The sequence below is a fragment of the Enterococcus sp. SB12 genome, from assembly GCF_030910025.2.
Classification (GTDB): domain Bacteria; phylum Bacillota; class Bacilli; order Lactobacillales; family Enterococcaceae; genus Enterococcus_B; species Enterococcus_B faecium.
In genome coordinates this window covers 899,744-918,185 of the sequence record NZ_CP175675.1, presented here as the reverse complement: position 1 = coordinate 918,185, position 18,442 = coordinate 899,744, and the positions used below count along the sequence as shown (strand labels likewise).

The window sequence follows — 18,442 nt, the reverse complement described above, 5'->3', positions numbered from 1 at the left end:
CTCCTCTTCTCTTATACATCACCAGTAACAGTACCATGTTTTAGCTAGACGAGTGATCCCTTCTACATAAAAGTAATCGCCCCAGATCACACATTCATCTACACCTTTTAAGCTGTTTTTATCATAAACGGCATGGAGAAGCAGACCGTTTGATCCGTTAACTCGTTTCGTTGTATAGTTTTTCTGTAATTCTTCCAAGATTTTGATTGCTATCTCTTCGTAATCGAAATGACGAGGATCTGAAACAGGCAGTTGTTTGGAAAGTTCTAGCAATCCACATGCCGCTATAGCTGCTGCAGAACTATCTTTTTCCTCTTTGCTATCTTCTTTGAATCTAATTTTAGGAGGTACGTTTTGGTATTTATTCGTACAAATAAAAGAGAATTATCTTTATTCATGTAACGCATCCAATTGATTTTTTCATGTACGCTCCTGGAACGATTTTACTGACGATTGCTTATTTAACTGCGAATCGCTCATTAGCTTTTATCATAGCTATCCATATTTTGAATAACGTTCTTGGCTTTGTATTATAGATACAGATGACAAAAAAAGTTCAAGTATGCGGTGTAGAACCAATATCGCATACTTGAACTTTTTTCAATGAGTATAAATTAAAACTTCTAATTTTCAATTCCCATCATCTGATATGCCCGACCGTCTGAACTTCTTTTGAAAAAGCCAAATGTGATTAGATAACGTCTTTGTTCGACATAATCGCCACTAGAAAATACGTTCAGCAGTATCGAATTAACCTCTGTTTCTGTATAAGTCACTCCATGGTCAAAGCGTTTCAAGACTTCTTTCAATAGGATGTTTTTCTTTTTTGTTGAACTTGGTACTTGTTTTACTTTTCCATCATTCATGAATGTGTCTAAAACTTTCATTTTTTCTTGCTCCGTATAAGTATAAACCATCTTCTTTCTCCTTTTGATTCTAAGAATACTCCATTTATGTTAGAATATTCTGGATTTTTTATTAAAGCGGTTACTCTTAAGAAAGATATTATCATAGTGCTCTTTTTTTTACTACTACTTATAGGTAGATTTATTCTAATCCATTATTCTCCCCTACCAATAATTAAAGAAAAAAGGCTCTATACTTTTTGATGTTGGTGGATGACACCAGCATCTTTTTTATTTTCCAAAACATATAGAAAAGACACCTTGAAATCCTTTAGAATTAATTTGGCGAACCAACCCAAAAGGAGGAATCAAGATGTCTTACACTCACCTTATCAAAGAAACATTAGATATTCTAGACTTATCAGTTACTTTTAACGAAAATTGTCTCACAAAAGAAAAATACAAAGGGCAAATCTGTCATATTTATCGTGGAAACTTGATTTATACAGCCCAAGAATGCATCCACTGTAAACACCAGATTGCTTCAGATATTGTGCGTTGGGGTACAACAACCGTCCGGTTGTTAATGAACGATGTTTCTGAATACCGTACCTACCTCGAATTGAAAAAGCAACGCTTCAAATGCAAAGCTTGTCAGCGGACCTTTGTCGCAGATACTTCTGTTGCGAAAAAACATTGTTTCATCAGTGAGAAAGTCCGCTGGTCTGTCGTGACTCGTCTGAAAAAAATACCTCAATGACAGAGATCGCCGCTCAGAAAAATCTATCGGTCTCTTCTGTTTACCGTATTATGAAGCGATTTTATCGTCCGTTGAATCCTTTTCGGACACCGTTACCTAAGGTACTTTGTTTTGATGAATTCAAATCAGTTCGGGGTGTTTCAGGTGCTATGAGTTTCATCATGATGGATGGACAAACACAGCGCTTATTGGACATTGTCGAGAACCGACAACTGCCTTTTTAAAACGTTATTTTAGTCATTTTTCACGAGAAATTCGTGAAGCGGTCGAATGGATCGTGATTGATATGTACGCTCCTTATGTATCGCTCGTTAAAAAGCTGTTTCCAAAAGCACAGCTGATTATTGACCGGTTTCACATCGTCCAACATATTGGTCGTACCTTTCGCAATCATCGAATCAAAGAAACGAACCAACTATTAAAAAGCAAAGAACAAAAACACTATCAATTAGGTAAGCAATTAAAAAGATACTGGAAACTTCTTCAAAAAGATGAACGCAAGCTTGATTATACTCGACGCCTTTGGCGACCTGGCTTCAAAGCTCATTTAACAGAGACCGATATTGTGGATCGCTTACTGAAAGGGAGCCCTGCTTTGCGTGTAGGCTATCAGTTATATCAAGACTTTCTTTACGCTGTAAAGGAACGAGACTACGTATCGTTTGAAGAACTACTTACCAATAATATCATGCTTCCCGAAGGCTATCAGACGACCTTGAGAACGTTCCAGAAATTTCTGCCACAAATCAAAAATGCTTTACAACAAAGTTATTCAAATGGCCCACTTGAATGTCTGAACAACCATATCAAAGTGTTAAAACGAAATGCATATGGCTTTCGTAGCTTTTATAATTTCAAATTGCGCATCATGATTCGTCATGGCAACGCATTGATTTTCAACTAAAAAAGATCAAGAGGAACTGATCCACTTGATCTCCAATTATTCTAAGATTTCTCTTTACCAACATCATTTGACAAAGAGCCAGAAAAAAACTGGATCAGGGTGTTCAAATTACATGCTAAGAAAAAAGAACCCTTGAATACCAAGGGTTCTTTCTCAGTCTGATAACAATGATTAACGACGGATTTCTTTGATACGAGCAGCTTTTCCGTGTAATGCACGTAGGTAGTACAATTTTGCACGACGTACTTTACCGTAGCGAACTACTTCGATTTTTGCAACACGTGGTGTATGCAATGGGAATGTACGTTCAACGCCCACTCCGTTAGAAACTTTACGTACTGTATAAGTTTCGCTGATTCCAGCACCGCGGCGTTTGATAACAACACCTTCAAATAACTGGATACGTTCACGAGTACCTTCAACAACTTTTGCGTGAACACGCACAGTGTCACCAGGGCGGAACGCTGGGATGTCAGAACGTAATTGTTCTTTTGTTAATTCTTCGATTAATGGATTCATGGTTTTCTTCTCCTTATTCCAAATATTCTTATGAGCTTTTCTCACAGCGGAATATCGTAATAGTTAAGTGCTTTTGCACTCACCATAAAATACTAACATATTATCAACCTACTGTAAAGAATATTTTAGAAAAAGTCACTTGGCTTCATCTGCTGTTTTTTCTTGTTCTTCTTTCTTGATTTCTTCTAAAAATTTCGTCATTTGAGGTGTCCATTCAAGTGTTTCCAAAAGATCAGGCCGACGTTGATAGGTCCTTCTTAGTGATTCTTTTAATTGCCATTCTTCAATCAATTTATGATTTCCATTTGTCAATACTTCTGGTACTTTCATCCCTTTATATTCTGCCGGGCGAGTATATTGGGGATGTTCCAATAAACCGGTTGAATAAGAATCCGTTTGAGCTGAAGTCTGATTCCCTAACACATCTGGCAAAAGCCGAACTGTTGCATCGATCATGACCATCGCACCTAATTCTCCCCCAGTAAGGACATAATCTCCTAAGGAAACTTCATCTGTCACTAATGTGCGGATACGTTCATCATATCCCTCATAATGACCACAAATGAATACTAAGTGTTCTTCTTGTGAAAATTCTTCTGCCATTTTCTGATCGAATCGTTTACCAGCTGGGTCAAGAAGAATTACTCTTTTTTTGACATCCGGTGCAGCTTTTTCAATGGCTTGGATGTTATCATAGATGGGCTGGACTTTGAGCAGCATACCTGCTCCACCGCCGTATGGATAATCATCTACTGTCTGATGTTTGTTATCTGAATAATCGCGGAAGTTAGAGATATTGATATCTAATAATCCTTTATCTACAGCCTTACCGATGATGGATTCCCCCATAGGACCTTCAAACATTCTTGGAAATAAAGTCAATACATCAATCTTCATCGTCAATCAGTCCTTCTGGAATTTCTACACGGACCACTCCAGCTTCTAAATCGACTTCTTTGACGACAGAAGCGATATATGGAAGCAATATATCAGCTTTTTTCGGACGTTGAACGACCCAAACATCATTGGCACCTGGTGACAAGATTTCTTTTACTTTACCTAACTCAGTTCCATCTTCTAATACATGCAGACCGATGATCTCATGGTAATAGAATTCATTTTCAGCTAGATCTACAGAGTTGTCTTTTGACACTTTTAATATGCCATCCCGATATTTTTCCACATCATTGATAGAAGGATGTCCTTCAAAACTCAATAAGTCAAAATTTTTATGTTTGCGATGACTTTTGACTGTTAATTCCACAGGTGCTTTTCCGTCTTGGAATAGTGTTAACACCGTTCCTTTTTTGTAACGTTCTTCTGGGAAATCCGTTGTTGAGATAACACGGACTTCGCCTTTGATACCTTGTGTGTTTACGATTTTTCCTACATTCAAGTATTCAGTCAACTTATATCCCCATTTCTTTTTTGTCTGTTTTATTTTAGCATGTGTGAAGAGGCAATTCTAGTTTTCTTTTAAGGTATTAAGCCAAAATTATGCAAAAATGCGGCGTGCTATTTTTGATTACTTCCTGTGACTTGGAGTTAAATGATGGGCTCAGATCAGCGCGCTGATTTCACAACCTCTTCATAGAAACTGCCATCTTCAACGCAGACATAGGATCTTGATGAGTGATCGTATAGGCATTTTTCGGTTCTTGCCAGCTTACTTCTACGGCTCGATTCGTCGTATCACCCATATCAACAGTAATTTTACCAAATTGTTCAGGTGCTGGTAGACTGTTTTCTTCCAAATAAGCTACGATTTCTTTAGCTAATAGTAAGGGATCTTGGCCTTCTATATTATTCCCACGGATTCGAATACGCCAGTTTCCTTCTTGCCATTCAAGAAAACTTGAACCTGCTGCACCTTGCTGATACCCTGTGATTCGAGAACCTAAGTCCACTTGCTGACCATTTGTGTCGATCTCAAAGGGCTGCAAAACTTGGATTGTTTCTTGACTAGAAGCAAACCCATATTGATATAGATAGGTTGCAATAGGCGTTTCTTGATTCAATTCGTCAGCATTCAACCCGAGGGGACGATCTGTTCTGTAATATAAAATAGAATAACCTTGCTTTGTATGTGTCGCTGCGATATTGAGATAGCCTGAAGAGACTGGTACATCTAGAGGCATGGGAACATTTGGCTGTTGTTCTTTCAACTGGTCTAAAGCAGTCTTTTTCTCATTATTTGAGGTAGCCATTGTTTGTTCAGTGGTGGTAGCCGTTTTGGTACTACTTTTTTCTGGACTGGTAACAGTTTCAGATATACTGCTTGATAGATGTGTATTGTCTGATTCTTGAGTAACCGAACTACAAGCGCTTAACAATAGAGCAAATGGAATAAATAACATTTTCTTTCTCATTGGCTGTTCACTCCCTCCTCCTATAAGGATACGCTTTCTTGCTTGTTTTGCCAAATAATCATTTCTTCAATTAATAAAAAAACAAAAAAGCTGCACTCGAAAATTCGAGTACAGCACGTTTATTTACTTTTCCTTATCATCGATGATATTCAAACGCACTTTTTTCGGTGCATTGATCCGAACACCGTAAACGATTATGCGGATTGCTTTAGCAACACGCCCTTGTTTTCCAATGATACGGCCAATATCTTCAGGAGCCACTGTTAGATTGTACTCGTAAAAGTCTTTCGACTCTACGACGTCTAACTTGACTTGATCAGGATAAGTGACTAGCGGACGAACGATTGTTAAGACTAAGTCGCTTAAATCTTTCATATCCGGTCACCTTATTTCTTTGAGAATTTAGCTTCGTGGTGTTTTTGCATAACGCCTTCTTTTGAAAGGATGTTACGTACAGTGTCAGAAGGTTGTGCACCTTTTGATAACCAGTCAAGAACTAAGTCTTCTTTTAAAACTACTTCTGCAGGGTCTTTCAAAGGATTGTAAGTACCTACAGTTTCGATGAAACGTCCATCACGAGGAGAACGTGAATCAGCTACGACGATACGGTAAAACGGACTCTTTTTAGAACCCATACGTTTTAAACGGATTTTAACTGCCATTATTTATTTCCACCTCCATTGTTTTATTCACAAGATGTAGTGTAACAGTTTTTTTTTACCCTGTAAAGCTTTTTTTCTTTACAGCTTGATTAAATTCGATTTTTTTTAGGAAATAGAAGATTTTAGACTTCTTTTTTGTTAAAAATAAGTAATCTATCTTCTATGTAGCTTTTGTCAGTAAGTGTTTTTATTTGCTCCAGTTACTTATTTTTTGTAAGATTGTTATAGATAGTTTGAAGGAGGAAAAATCGTATGACAAAAAAAATTGGATTTTTTATTGGTAGTTTAAGAAAAGATTCTTACAACAAAAAAGTAGCAGAAGCTTTTGCGAAATTGCTTCCTGAAGGGTACGAAAGTGTATTTGTAAAAATCGATGATCTGCCATTTTACAATGAGGATCTCGAAACTCCAGAACAGGCTCCTGCTGAATGGACTCGTTTTCGTGAGGAAGTGAGGGGACTAGACGGTGTCGTTTTCGTTACTCCTGAATACAACCGTTCTGTGCCAGCAGTATTGAAAAATGCTTTAGATGTAGGCTCAAGACCTTATGGACACAGTGTTTGGGATCATAAACCAGGTTTAGTCGTTACTGCATCACCAGGTGGGATCGGCGGCTTTGGCGCAAACCACCATCTACGACAATCACTTGTCTTTTTGAATGTGCCAACCTTGCAGCAACCGGAAGCATATATCGGAAACGTTGCGAATCTAATTGATGAAAATGGTAATATCGTTGAAGGAACATTAAGTTTCTTCCAAACGATTTTAGATGCGTATCTAGATTTTTCTAACAAATTAACAGAGTAAAAAGCATAACGGTAATAAAAAAGGCAACTATGTACAGGACATTTCTGCATATAGTTGCCTTTTTTATTTTATTTACTTCTACTTTCGTACATAATGCAATTTGATAAATTCACCGAATCGTGTCGTGTCTAGCATTTCAAAACGCGCTTCATATGTTCCTTTTTGGAATAAAGGAATCCCGTCCCCTAATAATACAGGGGTAATCTGGATATACCATTCATCAATCATTTGATGTTCCAATAGCGGTTTGATCAATCGACCGCCACCCACAACCCAGATATCTTTTCCTTCTGTCATTTGTAGATTTTTTAGAAAAGCAACAGGATCTTCGTTTACGACCTCAGCATCTGGCAATTGTAATTGTGCGTGGGTGGAAAAAACGAAATTCTTTTTCTCTGGATAAATTGCTTCGGTCTCCAAATATTTTTTTGCTTCCTGATAAGTTTTTCTGCCCATGATGGTCGTATCGATTGTTTCATAAAAAGCTTCATAAGTGGTTTGCTTACCTGTTGGAGTGTCAAAAAGCCATTGAAGATCATCCGTTTTCGTTGCCAAATAGCCATCTAAACTTATAGCACCATAAAATATGATTTTTCGCATGCTTTATTCGCCCTTTCTGCCGATACGTACGACCTCTTCTTTGCGGAAACAACTGTCAAGGTGATCATTGATGATCCCGACAGCTTCTAAAAAAGCATAGATTGTTGTGCTTCCGATAAATTTAAATCCTCTTTTCTTTAGATCTTTTGCTAATTCATCTGAAAGAGGACTTGTTGTTGGGACTTCTTCTTGTGAATGATAAGAAGAATCAACGATTTTTCCATTAGAAAACGACCAAAGATACTCTGAAAAACTGCCGATTTCTTCTTGAATTTTCAAGACTGCTTTGGCGTTTTGGACGGCTGCTTCGATTTTTCTTCGGTTACGAATAATTCCTTTGTTTTCCATTAGTTCACTGATTTTTGTTTCTCCATAATTTGCGACTTTTTTAATATCGAATCGATTATATGCTTCATCGAATGCTTCACTTTTATTTAAAATCGTCTGCCAGCTCAATCCGGCTTGATTAATATCAAGCATCAATTTTCGGAACAGCTTTTGGTCATCATATTCAGGAACACCCCAGACAGTATCATGATATTGCCGCATACTTTCTGTTTGTTCACTCCACGGACATCTCATCTGTGCCACCTCTTCGTTTAGAGTAATTGTATTAGTAAAGAATAAAAATTGCTGATAGAAAAGCTCCGGCAGTAGACATTTTCAGTCTGTACCGAAGCTGTTTTTTTCATCTTATTTCCGTTTTTTCTTTTTCTTCTTATTTTTCTTGATCATTCGATTCATCGCCATTTTGCCTAGTTTTCCTTTGACGCCTGAACCAAACATTTGGTCCATACCTGGGATGTTCATATCCCCTTTGGACATTTGCTGCATCATTTTTCTTGATTCCTTGAATTGTTTGATCATTCGATTCACTTCAACAACACTGTTTCCAGAACCGGCAGCAATTCGGCGACGACGGCTTGGGTTCAACAGATCAGGATTTGCTCTTTCTGCTGGCGTCATAGAATAAACCATCGCTTTTTTGCGTTCAACATCTTTTGGATCTACCTTGACGTTTTCGATTCCAGGGACTTGATTCATTCCTGGGATCATTTTGATTAGATCTTCCAGTGGGCCCATACCCATCACTTGATCAAGCTGTTCAATAAAGTCATTGAAATCGAATGAATTTTCCCGCATTTTCTGTGCAAGTTCTTCCGCTTTTTTCTCGTCATAGTCTTGCTGCGCTTTTTCAATCAATGTCAGCATATCCCCCATACCAAGGATACGGCTAGCCATACGATCTGGGTGGAATACTTCTAAGTCAGTCAATTTTTCACCAGAACCGATGAATTTGATTGGTGCGCCTGTCACTGAGCGGATCGATAGTGCTGCCCCGCCTCGAGTATCCCCATCAAGTTTAGTGATGACGACCCCTGTAATACCTAATTGCTGGTTGAAGCTATCAGCTACGTTGACGGCATCTTGACCAGTCATAGCATCGACAACAAGCAAAATCTCATTTGGTTGCGTCAATTCTTTGATTTGTTTCAACTCATCCATCAATGTTTCATCGATATGCAGACGTCCTGCCGTATCGATCAATACATAGTCGTTTTTCTTTTCTTTTGCTAACTCCATCCCTTGACGGACGATCTCTACCGGGCTGACTTCAGTTCCCATATCAAATACAGGAACGTCTAGCTGTTGACCTAATACTTTCAATTGGTCGATCGCAGCTGGTCGATATACGTCCCCTGCGATTAGGAGCGGACGAGCATTTTCATTTTTCTTTAAATAATTGGCTAATTTACCAGTAAAGGTCGTTTTACCTGCCCCTTGAAGACCAGCCATCATGATAACAGTTGGTATTTTTGGTGATTTATTTAACTCTGCTGTTTCAGAACCAAGTGTGATCGTCAATTCTTCATCAACGATTTTTACGATTTGTTGTGCAGGTGATAAACTTTCCAGCACTTCTGCCCCTACCGCACGTTCGCGTACGCGCTTAGTAAAATCTTTGACTACTTGCAAGTTAACATCGGCTTCTAGTAAGGCAAGGCGGATTTCCCGCATCATTTCTTTTACGTCAGCTTCTGATACTTTTCCTTTTTTTCTTATTTTTCCCATCGCCTGCTGGAGACGTTCAGTTAAGCTTTCAAATGCCATATTTTCTTCATTCCTTTTATTTATTCTTCGATTGCTTGAATTTGCTGTACATATTCAAGTAGTTTTTTATCTTCCGGGTACTTATCTGTAATATATGCAGTCATATTTTCCAATACCTGTTCTCGAACAATATAATTAGAAAAAAGATGGAGTTTTTTTTCATAATCCTCCAAGATCTTGCTTGTCCGCTTGATATTGTCATATACTGCTTGTCGGCTTACTTCGTATTCTTCCGCGATCTCACCTAATGAAAAATCATCTGCATAATATAATTCCATGTAGTTCATTTGTTTTTCTGTCAATAAGGTCGAATAAAATTCAAAGAGCGCGTTCATTCGATTGGTCTTTTCGATTTCCATTCTGCTCACCTCTAGTTTTCAGCCATTCTTCATCAGAGAGCACAGTCATTTTTTGCTGAATAAAATAAGCAGTAGCCACTCCGGCACCATTTTTTTTTATTCCGGAAAAACTCCCGTCATAAATCGAATGGGTTCCGCATGAAGGGCTTTTTTCCTTCATGATGACTAGATCAATGTGTTTTTCCTGCAATTTTTGATAGGCTTTGATCGCGCCATTTTTGTACGCTTCCGTTACATCTTCGCCGCTTGTCGTCCATACTTTTGCTTGATCTTTCCACACATCGAATCCATTTCCACCAATGATTTCAGCGGGATCTCTAGGAATTGGTAATCCGCCGATCACTTCTGGACAGACCATGACAGCTTCTCCAGTTTCAACTAGTTCCATCAATTCTGGTACTTCTTTTTTCTGTCCATCATAGCGACAGGCCAGACCGCCTAAACATGCACTGATTCCAATCATTGACTGTTCTTCCTTTCTATTCAGCAAAGTGCCTTCCTATTATACCATTTATTTCTTTTGTAAAATAGCCCTTTGTACTGATTCTATGCTAAAATATAAACAGAATGAAACCTATTTAAAGGAGATTTGAATGAAAAAAATACTAGTTGTTGATGATGAACCTTCTATTGTAACGCTCTTGACGTTCAATTTGGAAAAAGAAGGCTACAAGGTAACCAGTGCCACAGATGGAGGCGAAGGATTAGAATTAGCATTAGAACAATCATTTGATTTCATCATTTTAGATGTGATGCTTCCAACGATGGATGGCATGGAGATCACTCAGCGGCTGCGTCAAGAAAAAAATGAAACACCGATTTTGATGCTGACGGCTAAAGATGACCAAGTGGATCGGATCATTGGCCTAGAAATAGGTGCTGACGACTATTTGACCAAACCATTTAGTCCTCGCGAAGTATTAGCCCGTATGAAAGCAATATTCAGACGGATTGAACCTCGTAAGCAATCAAAAGATGAAGCTGAGCCTGAATATCTATCGATTGGACAAATCACTGCTGATTTGACCAATTATCAAGTGACCGTAGACGACCATCTGATTGAACTAACACCGAAAGAATTTGAATTACTTGTTTATTTCATGAAACGAAAAGACCGTGTGATCGACCGAGACACATTGCTAGACCGCATTTGGAATTTTGACTTCGCAGGACAAAGCCGAATCGTAGATGTACACGTTAGTCATTTGCGAGAAAAAATCGAGCGAGATCCAAAACATCCAAAGTACTTGGTGACTATTAGAGGATTTGGCTATAAGTTTCAGGAACCAAAACGATGAAATGGAAAAAAATTTATGAACGTCTCTTCTTTCTTATTCTTTTAGTTAGTTTGTTTTTTGGTGGCTGGCAATTGATTTCCAATTATTTTCAACAGCAGATCGTGGAACAGCAAGAAAGCTACCTGACAAAAAAAGCACAACTGCTGATCCGGCAATTAGATGTCGAAAACCTCCAAGCAGCGCAAAACAAAACTGCTTTGGAAGAATTCGTCCATCAGTCGAACGAACGGATTACTTTAATGGATGCTACTGGAAAGATCTTATTTGACACAAACAATGAAACATTGAATGAACAGCGAAACTCCCGTCCCGAAATCAAAGCCGTATTGAATGGTGGGAACCTAGGTAGCGCTTTGCGCAAAAGTACTACTTTGAATGGGGATCTTTTATATGTCGCATTACCAGTCAAAAAAAGTGGCCAGTTAGAAGCCATTTTACGTATCGCAGAACCGACAAGCGGTTTTTTACCGAGAACTGAGAGTTTTCGCCGTTGGGTCTTTTTCTTCTTTCTGTCTTTCTTCCTTGTTCTTGCAGGAATGATCTATTATCTGATCTATCAAAAAAACCAGCCATTGAAAACCGTGCTGCCCGTACTAAAAAAAATGGTGCAAAATCCTAATCAGGCGGAAGTAATCATGCAAACACCCGATCAATGGGAAGAATTGTATCAGACGATCAATGCGTTGAGCGAACAAATGAGTAAGATGTATCGGGCGTATACTACCACAGAAGAGCAATTATATACGTTACTGAACGAACTGATGATTGGCGTATTCCTGATTGATGATGCTGATTCTCGTTTACTACTGCTTAATCCAAAGATGCAGCTACATTTAAACGTGGTAAGCTATCAACCTGAACAGCGGTACACAGAAGTCATTCAAGAGCCAAAACTCATTCAGCTGATTCATCAAGTGACTCCTGAGCATCCGCTGATCCATCAGGAGATCACCCTTACAGAAGGTCGGCAGACATTAGACTTGAGTTTGCGCTACTTTACTAATTCAGAAGGTACCGGACAGATTCTAGGGGTGGCGTATGACTTAACGAAAGTGCGACGTTTAGAAAAGCTACAAAAGGATTTCGTTGGCAACGTCTCTCACGAATTAAAAACTCCTGTGACTTCACTGATTGGTTTTACCGAGACTTTACTGGATGGTGCAAAAGATGACCCGCAAACTCTGACTTCTTTTCTTGAGATCATGCAAAAAGATGCGATCCGGTTAGATAAACTGATTCGGGAAATCATCCAGCTGTCAAAAGATGGCGAGAATTCTTACGAGATCCAGACAATTTATACAGAACCTTATTTCCAGCAAATCGTTCAAAATTATCAGCCAATCATCGAAAAGAAACGGTTGACGATTCGATTGATTGGAAAGAACGAACCATTTACTACTAAAACAGATATCCTTTATCCAATTATCAAAAATCTGATTGAAAATGCTGTCCAATATTCAAAAAGCGACAGCGAGATTATTATCCGCTATCAGGCAACAGATGATCTATCGTTTTCTGTCCAAGACTTTGGTATAGGTATCGACATTGAGGATCAGGAACGGATCTTTGAGCGTTTTTACCGCGTAGACAAGGCGCGAAGCCGGCATTCAGGCGGGACCGGATTAGGGTTAGCGATTGTAAAAGACTACGTGCAACTCCTTCATGGTACGATTACTGTAGACAGTCATCTTGGAACAGGTTCGACTTTCACCGTTACCATTCCGAAAATGTAAAAAAGAGCAACTGCTCGTGCGTTTTAAAGTTGGATGACTCATCCTGCTTCGAAAGATACACGAGTGGTTGTTCTTTTTTACTCTTTTTTGAGATACTTTTCGTCAATTTTCTCGTTTAAATATCGATAGAAATTTTTTAACTACGCAACTAAACGGCTTTTGCTCTTTTTCATTTTTACGTTCAAACAAATATTCTACCAATGTGGTCAAATGCCTAAAAATCGAATCTGCCGAGAAAAATAGAATGCTCAACAGCAAAAGTGATACAGCTGAGATACCGGTGATTGAAAACAGCTTATGCAAAAAGATGACCGAAAAAAAGTTACCGCTAGCACAGAAAAGAATGATCTGACTTCTGAATTTATTCAGCGGTGAACAGATTTTATAGAGAACGAGGAACCCTACTGCAATCAAAAGCATGGTAGATGCTGTAGAAACATCTGTTTTATTTAGATTCAAAGTCACCCCGCAGATCACCAACGCACCGACTACGATCATATCTGTTAGTCCACCTGGCACAGCTTTTTCCATCACATTCATGATGAATTTCCCTCTGATTCGCTTTTTGTTTTCTTCTAGAGCAAGCAAGAAAGATGGAAGTCCGATAGTAAACAAACTAATCAATGTGATTTGTGATGGTTCTAAAGGATAGGTCAGAGCAAAGATCACTGAAAACAGTGAGAGCAAAAAGGAGAAAATATTCTTCACTAAAAACAAGCTGGCTGATCGCTCAATATTGTTCACAACGCGCCGTCCTTCTGCAACAACTTCTGGCATGCGTGAAAAGTCAGAATCAAGTAAGACCACTTGTGAGGCCTGCATGGCGGCTTCATTTCCGGAAGCCATCGCTATACTGCAGTCTGCTTCTTTCATGGCTAGAATATCATTCACGCCATCACCTGTCATAGCTACTGTATTGTTACGACGCTTTAGCAATTGAACGAAGATTTTCTTTTGTTCTGGCTTGACGCGTCCAAAAACTGTATATTTTTCGACAGCTGCTTCATATTCTTCTTCTGATAATTTAGATGCATCAACGTACTGATCAGCATGTGAAATCCCTGCTTGGACAGCTACATTGGATACGGTGAGCGGATTATCTCCAGAAATCACTTTGATGGCTACTTGCTGTTTTTTGAAGTAATCAAATGTGGCTCTTGCTTCTTTTCTGATAGGATTAGCAATCAGAATATAGCCTAATGGTGTGACTGCTTCTGTCAATACTGGTTCTTCAAGAATCCCATCGTACACACCAAAGACCAACACGCGATAGCCTTTTTCAGCGAAAGAAACAAACTCTTCCGCATATTCCGGCAATTGATCGCGCAAAACCATTTCGGGCGCTCCTAAAACATACACCTTGTCTGCCAACGCTACACTGCTGAATTTTTGGACAGAAGAAAAAGGAATAACATGGTGATAGGATTGATCAGTGGTTTTTGTAAAATATGCTTTAACAGCTTCCATTGTTGCATTGTCTCCTGCCATCGCTTTTGCATAGTCAGCAATGCATGCTTCCAATTGATCTGACTGACTGATTATTTCTTGTTTTTTAGAGACGATCACTTTTTGAACAGACATTTTATTTTCTGTGATCGTTCCTGTTTTATCTACACAAAGGACATTTACCCTTGCCAATGTCTCAATGCTTTTCATATTGTGTAAAAGAACTCTTTGCTTTGCTAGTTTAGTCGCACTTAATGCTAATGCAATCGTCGTCAGCAAGTACAGTCCTTCAGGTATCATACCGATCAATGCTGCTTCCATTGCAACGACACTTTCTTTGATCGTGTTTCCATTAAAAAAGTAACTTTGAGAAAAAAGCAGGATACCGATAGGAATAATGATGATCCCAATCCATTTGATCAATTGATTAAGAGAAGCAATCATCTCCGACTGTTCTCCTTCTCCCATTGTCTTGGCTTTGACTGTCAGCTGGGAAATATACGAATCTGCTCCAACTTTGTCTAATCGGGCGTAAGCTTTTCCGGAAACAATGAAACTGCCGGACATTAATGGATCGCCTATTTCTTTGGTTATTTCATCTGCTTCGCCTGTCAATAAAGCCTCATTAACTTGCAGTTTCCCTTCCACGACCTCTGCATCTGCTGGAATTTGATGTCCAGTCTCTAAAATAACAATGTCATCTATTACAAGGTCTTCTATATCTATTGTTTGTTCTATCCCGTCTCGTATGACATTGACTTTTGCTGTATTTAAAACATTTAGTTCGTCCAAGATCTTTTTGGATCGAATTTCCTGAAAAATGGCGATTCCTGTATTGGCTATGATAACTGGTAAAAAAGTCAAGTTCTTATAGGATTCTACTAAACAAAGCAAAATGGCTAAGATAAGAAAGATCAAATTGAAATACGTAAATATGTTTTCCAATACGATTTGCTGATTTGTTTTGAATGTGGGATCGACTGAATTATTTGCTGCACCTTTTTCTATTCGTTCCTTGACTTGATCTGCCGTTAATCCTTCTTTATACGATGGAAAAAGACGGATGACTTTATCTGATGATCTTTGTGTTACTTTCTTTTTTTTACTTCGATTTATCCATTTATTCTTCATGTGGCTACCTCGATTGATTTCGTTTTCTGGATATTTCCAAACTTCTCCTATCCAGTATAGAACAGATATGGAAAGTGTTCCTCACATTAAGCTTGCAAACACCTTTCATTCCTGTCATATAGCAAAAAAAAGCTACGACAGTTCTATGTCGTAGCTCTTTTTTTCGAATAAACGGTGTTCAATCAGCTGACCCTCGGTATTAGCTCAAAAAACGGCAAAATATGAGGAACTATTTTTCACAATTAAAGGAAAAATGTATATGTGGGGAAACATAGTTGATTTTTCCTTAATAGTAACGACTACCGTGGCATGTTTATCTGCTAGTTATTTGATATTTCCTTCGTGATCACGTTCTACTTCCATCATTGTGATTGGTAAATAGCCCAATTCTTTGACAGGTCCTTCTTGGATTTCTTCTGTCATCATGTAGTCTAAGAATTTTTGGACTTCAGGGGAAGGTTTTCCGTTCGTGTACATATGTTCATATGACCAGATTCCCCAGCTGTTATCTGCTACATTCTCTTCTTTTGGTTCTACACCGTCGATACTTAGTGCTTGTGTGGAATCATCGAGATATGAGAAAGCTAAATAGCTGATTGCTCCTGGTGTTTGACTTACCAGCTGCCGAACTGTTCCTGATGAATCTTGTTCTTGGGACTGCACAGGGGTAGCACCATCCAGTCCCCATTTTTCGAATGTCGCGCGGGTACCGCTGCCGTTTGCACGGTTCACGACGTTGATTTTTTGATCTTTCCCGCCAACTTCCTTCCAGTTAGTGATTTTTCCTGTAAAGATATCAATCAATTCCTGTTTGGTGATATCTTTGACATCTGTATCTTTATTGACGATTGGTGCCATCCCGACCACTGCTACTTTATGATCCACTAATTTTGAAGCATCAACTCCGTCTCTTTCTTCTGCAAATACATCAGAGTTTCCGATAGTAACTGCTCCAGCTTCGACTTGGCTCAAACCAGTTCCGCTTCCTCCTCCTTGTACAGAGATTTGATAATTTGGATTTTCTTGTACAAAGCTTTCTTGTGCTGCATCGACTAACGGCTGTAATGCTGTCGAACCTACCGCAACGATTTTTACTTGTTCATTTGAGTCACTTGAATTATTTTGTGTGGCAGAGCCATCTGTATTTCCTGATCCTGAGCCGCATCCGGCTAAAAGAATTCCCATCATACCTAGAGTAAACAATACTTTTTTCATTTTATTGCTCCTTTCTTATTTACAACTAAAGTTTATCAGTCGACTGTAAATCCCTCGTATGGTTGCTGTAAAAATATAGTTAAGTTATGTAAAAATCATGTAAACGTTTTTCGCATTCTTTACATAATAATAAAAAAAGCATATGAGAAACATGCATTTTACGCAGCTCATATGCTTTTTTACTGATGATCCACCATCAATAGTTATTTTTTATAGATACAGATCGTTCACTTTTTATCCTGATTTCTGTCCAGAAGTAAAAAAATGTTGCAAGAATAAATGAGGCAATTACTAAATAGAACCATGGTTTGATCGTCAAGAAATACATGGAGGAATAAGCTGAATCCTTCAATCCACTCTCGCTCAAACCATTAGGGCCGATAATCAAGCGAGGCAGCAAAGAAAACATAGATGTAAATACTAATAAGCAAGAAAAGTAAAGCAGCTGCCAATTGTAGTGATTGATCAGAGACTTTGGTAATAAGAGACCTACACTTATCACTAAATAGAAAACAGTCAAAGCTGGAAAATTCCTAGAAACCACTAATCCGCTTCCTTGGATCAGGCCTAATATCTCCGCACCTTGTACAACAGCATTTACCCATGTAAAAGGTAGCAAAACGATAGGAAAAAACCAAAAAAATAAATAAAGCCGATCGATTACTGCTTTTCTTCTCATTAACGTTCCCCCAAACTACTTTTTCTCTCATCATACTATACAATTTTCTATCTAAAAAAATTAGGGGGAAAAACTTTTTTTTTAGAGATAATGGCATGAGAGTTTATTCATTTAATCTAGAAATAATGAAAAAGTAATTGATTATTGCAGGATTCAATTTACAATAAAACTAACAAAATAATGACACTTGTTAGGTGGTGATGAAAGATGATAAAAACTTGCTGGAAAAACCTTCCGTTGCTTTTATCTTTTGTTCCTTATGTGCATTTCGCCTTACTGCTTGATTTTCGTTATCATTCCGTAAGCGGGTTCATCACATTGATATTTTTATCTCTTTTTGCTGGATATTATTTTCAAAGGAACAGGCGTATTATATCTTTATTCATTGCCAATATTATATCTACTGTCACTTCCTATTTATTTTGCGCCAATTTTACTGAATGGCGTTACTTCTATCATCCTTTAAAACCGACCCAGCTGATCTTGCTTCTTGCAGGTATTTACTTAGTTCCACAAATCCTTGGGTCGTTATGGGCGGTAGCCTTATCTTATAAAAAAGCTCGGCATCCATAAAAACAAACCATATATGTACAAAGAGAAGCTACTTTCTTCTTTTTATACATATATGTTTTTCTTATATCACCAAAACTATCACTAGTTTTTCTATTTTTTACTTCTTTTCTTCTCTCCAAACACTAAAAACAGTTGTGTAATAATTGCAGCAATAATGATTCCAATAATAGATATTGAATTTGAGGTGGAAACATCTATAATATTCAAAGAATAAAGTGTTGAAGAAAGTAAACTAATTAAAACAATTCCTCCATAAAAAATAGTTTGTGAGTATACCCAATTTTTTTTAGAAGACAGACTTCGTTTAGTTCTAAAACCTATACTTGCATTTCTACTCCTATCAAAAATCCATATATTCAGAAGTAATAATATCGCTACTATTAAGATAAAATTACTATAAAAAAGCAAAATATTACCTCCTAATTAAATA

20 protein-coding genes and 3 pseudogenes are annotated in these 18,442 nt (G+C 38.1%); 6 read left to right on the top strand and 17 right to left on the bottom strand.

The window, feature by feature from the left end:
• Positions 1-18: 18 nt before the first annotated feature.
• Positions 19-333: pseudogene (locus RBL01_RS04425) on the bottom strand (glucuronyl hydrolase); the annotation flags it as partial.
• A 56-nt stretch (positions 334-389) separates the two neighbouring features.
• Between RBL01_RS04425 and RBL01_RS04420 the strand changes: the two are divergent.
• Positions 390-536, top strand: a pseudogene (locus tag RBL01_RS04420) (CPBP family intramembrane glutamate endopeptidase); the annotation flags it as partial.
• Positions 537-623: 87 nt separating this feature from the next.
• Here the strand turns inward: RBL01_RS04420 and RBL01_RS04415 are convergent.
• On the bottom strand, positions 624-917 hold the full coding sequence (locus RBL01_RS04415) for a DUF2087 domain-containing protein (protein WP_002326900.1): 294 nt from the start codon (positions 915-917) through the stop codon (positions 624-626).
• 301 nt (positions 918-1,218) lie between these two features.
• Between RBL01_RS04415 and RBL01_RS04410 the strand changes: the two are divergent.
• Positions 1,219-2,509, top strand: a pseudogene (locus tag RBL01_RS04410) (ISL3 family transposase).
• Positions 2,510-2,680: 171 nt separating this feature from the next.
• Here the strand turns inward: RBL01_RS04410 and rplS are convergent.
• The 6 genes from rplS to rpsP all read right to left on the bottom strand — a co-directional run bounded on the left by rplS (position 2,681) and on the right by rpsP (position 6,059).
• Entirely contained in the window at positions 2,681-3,028 is a 348-nt protein-coding gene (gene rplS, locus RBL01_RS04405) for a 50S ribosomal protein L19 (RefSeq protein WP_002286913.1), read from the bottom strand.
• A 135-nt stretch (positions 3,029-3,163) separates the two neighbouring features.
• Positions 3,164-3,925, bottom strand: coding sequence for a tRNA (guanosine(37)-N1)-methyltransferase TrmD (trmD, locus tag RBL01_RS04400; RefSeq protein ID WP_002293717.1), 762 nt, complete (start codon positions 3,923-3,925; stop codon positions 3,164-3,166).
• A complete protein-coding gene (rimM, locus tag RBL01_RS04395; protein ID WP_002293716.1) occupies positions 3,915-4,436 on the bottom strand; it encodes a ribosome maturation factor RimM in 522 nt (173 codons plus the stop codon). Before rimM ends, trmD begins: the two co-directional genes overlap by 11 nt.
• Positions 4,437-4,605: 169 nt before the next feature.
• Positions 4,606-5,397: a hypothetical protein gene (locus RBL01_RS04390; RefSeq protein ID WP_002326259.1), complete on the bottom strand. Its 792-nt coding sequence runs from the start codon at positions 5,395-5,397 to the stop codon at positions 4,606-4,608.
• A gap of 123 nt (positions 5,398-5,520) precedes the next feature.
• Entirely contained in the window at positions 5,521-5,772 is a 252-nt protein-coding gene (locus RBL01_RS04385) for a KH domain-containing protein (RefSeq protein ID WP_010728670.1), read from the bottom strand.
• 11 nt (positions 5,773-5,783) lie between these two features.
• Positions 5,784-6,059, bottom strand: a complete 276-nt coding sequence (gene rpsP, locus RBL01_RS04380; protein ID WP_002290274.1) for a 30S ribosomal protein S16 — start codon at positions 6,057-6,059, stop codon at positions 5,784-5,786.
• Between the two features lie 252 nt (positions 6,060-6,311).
• On the opposite strand from rpsP, the gene RBL01_RS04375 reads away from it, so the two are divergent.
• Positions 6,312-6,866, top strand: a complete 555-nt coding sequence (locus RBL01_RS04375; protein ID WP_002293714.1) for an NADPH-dependent FMN reductase — start codon at positions 6,312-6,314, stop codon at positions 6,864-6,866.
• 78 nt (positions 6,867-6,944) lie between these two features.
• Here RBL01_RS04375 and RBL01_RS04370 read toward each other — a convergent pair whose 3' ends face one another.
• The 5 genes from RBL01_RS04370 to RBL01_RS04350 all read right to left on the bottom strand — a co-directional run bounded on the left by RBL01_RS04370 (position 6,945) and on the right by RBL01_RS04350 (position 10,400).
• Positions 6,945-7,466 carry a dihydrofolate reductase family protein gene (locus RBL01_RS04370; RefSeq protein ID WP_307780952.1) on the bottom strand — a complete coding sequence of 174 codons (522 nt, stop codon included), beginning with the start codon at positions 7,464-7,466 and terminating at the stop codon, positions 6,945-6,947.
• A gap of 3 nt (positions 7,467-7,469) precedes the next feature.
• Positions 7,470-8,048 (bottom strand): DNA-3-methyladenine glycosylase I, encoded by a 579-nt coding sequence (locus RBL01_RS04365; RefSeq protein ID WP_307780953.1) that lies wholly within the window; start codon positions 8,046-8,048, stop codon positions 7,470-7,472.
• Between the two features lie 111 nt (positions 8,049-8,159).
• Positions 8,160-9,578 (bottom strand): signal recognition particle protein, encoded by a 1,419-nt coding sequence (ffh, locus tag RBL01_RS04360; protein ID WP_002293709.1) that lies wholly within the window; start codon positions 9,576-9,578, stop codon positions 8,160-8,162.
• A 20-nt stretch (positions 9,579-9,598) separates the two neighbouring features.
• A complete protein-coding gene (locus RBL01_RS04355) occupies positions 9,599-9,937 on the bottom strand; it encodes a putative DNA-binding protein (RefSeq protein ID WP_002293708.1) in 339 nt (112 codons plus the stop codon).
• Positions 9,897-10,400, bottom strand: a complete 504-nt coding sequence (locus RBL01_RS04350; RefSeq protein ID WP_002297194.1) for a DUF523 domain-containing protein — start codon at positions 10,398-10,400, stop codon at positions 9,897-9,899. The genes RBL01_RS04355 and RBL01_RS04350 overlap by 41 nt, the downstream gene beginning before the upstream one ends.
• A gap of 130 nt (positions 10,401-10,530) precedes the next feature.
• Between RBL01_RS04350 and RBL01_RS04345 the strand changes: the two genes are divergently transcribed.
• The gene (locus RBL01_RS04345; protein WP_002293705.1) at positions 10,531-11,235 is read left to right on the top strand and encodes a response regulator transcription factor; all 705 of its coding nucleotides are present in this window, start codon (positions 10,531-10,533) and stop codon (positions 11,233-11,235) included.
• On the top strand, positions 11,232-12,968 hold the full coding sequence (locus RBL01_RS04340) for an ATP-binding protein (protein WP_002293703.1): 1,737 nt from the start codon (positions 11,232-11,234) through the stop codon (positions 12,966-12,968). Before RBL01_RS04345 ends, RBL01_RS04340 begins: the two co-directional genes overlap by 4 nt.
• A gap of 102 nt (positions 12,969-13,070) precedes the next feature.
• Here the strand turns inward: RBL01_RS04340 and RBL01_RS04335 are convergent, their stop codons facing one another.
• The 3 genes from RBL01_RS04335 to RBL01_RS04325 form a co-directional block, all read right to left on the bottom strand.
• On the bottom strand, positions 13,071-15,545 hold the full coding sequence (locus RBL01_RS04335) for a cation-translocating P-type ATPase (protein WP_002326895.1): 2,475 nt from the start codon (positions 15,543-15,545) through the stop codon (positions 13,071-13,073).
• Positions 15,546-15,869: 324 nt separating this feature from the next.
• Positions 15,870-16,760, bottom strand: coding sequence for a phosphate ABC transporter substrate-binding protein PstS family protein (locus RBL01_RS04330; RefSeq protein ID WP_002289807.1), 891 nt, complete (start codon positions 16,758-16,760; stop codon positions 15,870-15,872).
• 196 nt (positions 16,761-16,956) lie between these two features.
• Positions 16,957-17,439: a hypothetical protein gene (locus RBL01_RS04325; RefSeq protein WP_002293699.1), complete on the bottom strand. Its 483-nt coding sequence runs from the start codon at positions 17,437-17,439 to the stop codon at positions 16,957-16,959.
• Positions 17,440-17,646: 207 nt separating this feature from the next.
• Here RBL01_RS04325 and RBL01_RS04320 point away from each other — a divergent pair, with 207 nt between their 5' ends.
• On the top strand, positions 17,647-18,012 hold the full coding sequence (locus RBL01_RS04320) for a hypothetical protein (RefSeq protein WP_002289810.1): 366 nt from the start codon (positions 17,647-17,649) through the stop codon (positions 18,010-18,012).
• 90 nt (positions 18,013-18,102) lie between these two features.
• On the opposite strand, the gene RBL01_RS04315 is transcribed toward RBL01_RS04320, so the two are convergent.
• On the bottom strand, positions 18,103-18,420 hold the full coding sequence (locus RBL01_RS04315; protein ID WP_002322761.1) for an SdpI family protein: 318 nt from the start codon (positions 18,418-18,420) through the stop codon (positions 18,103-18,105).
• Between the last annotated feature and the right edge of the window lie 22 nt (positions 18,421-18,442).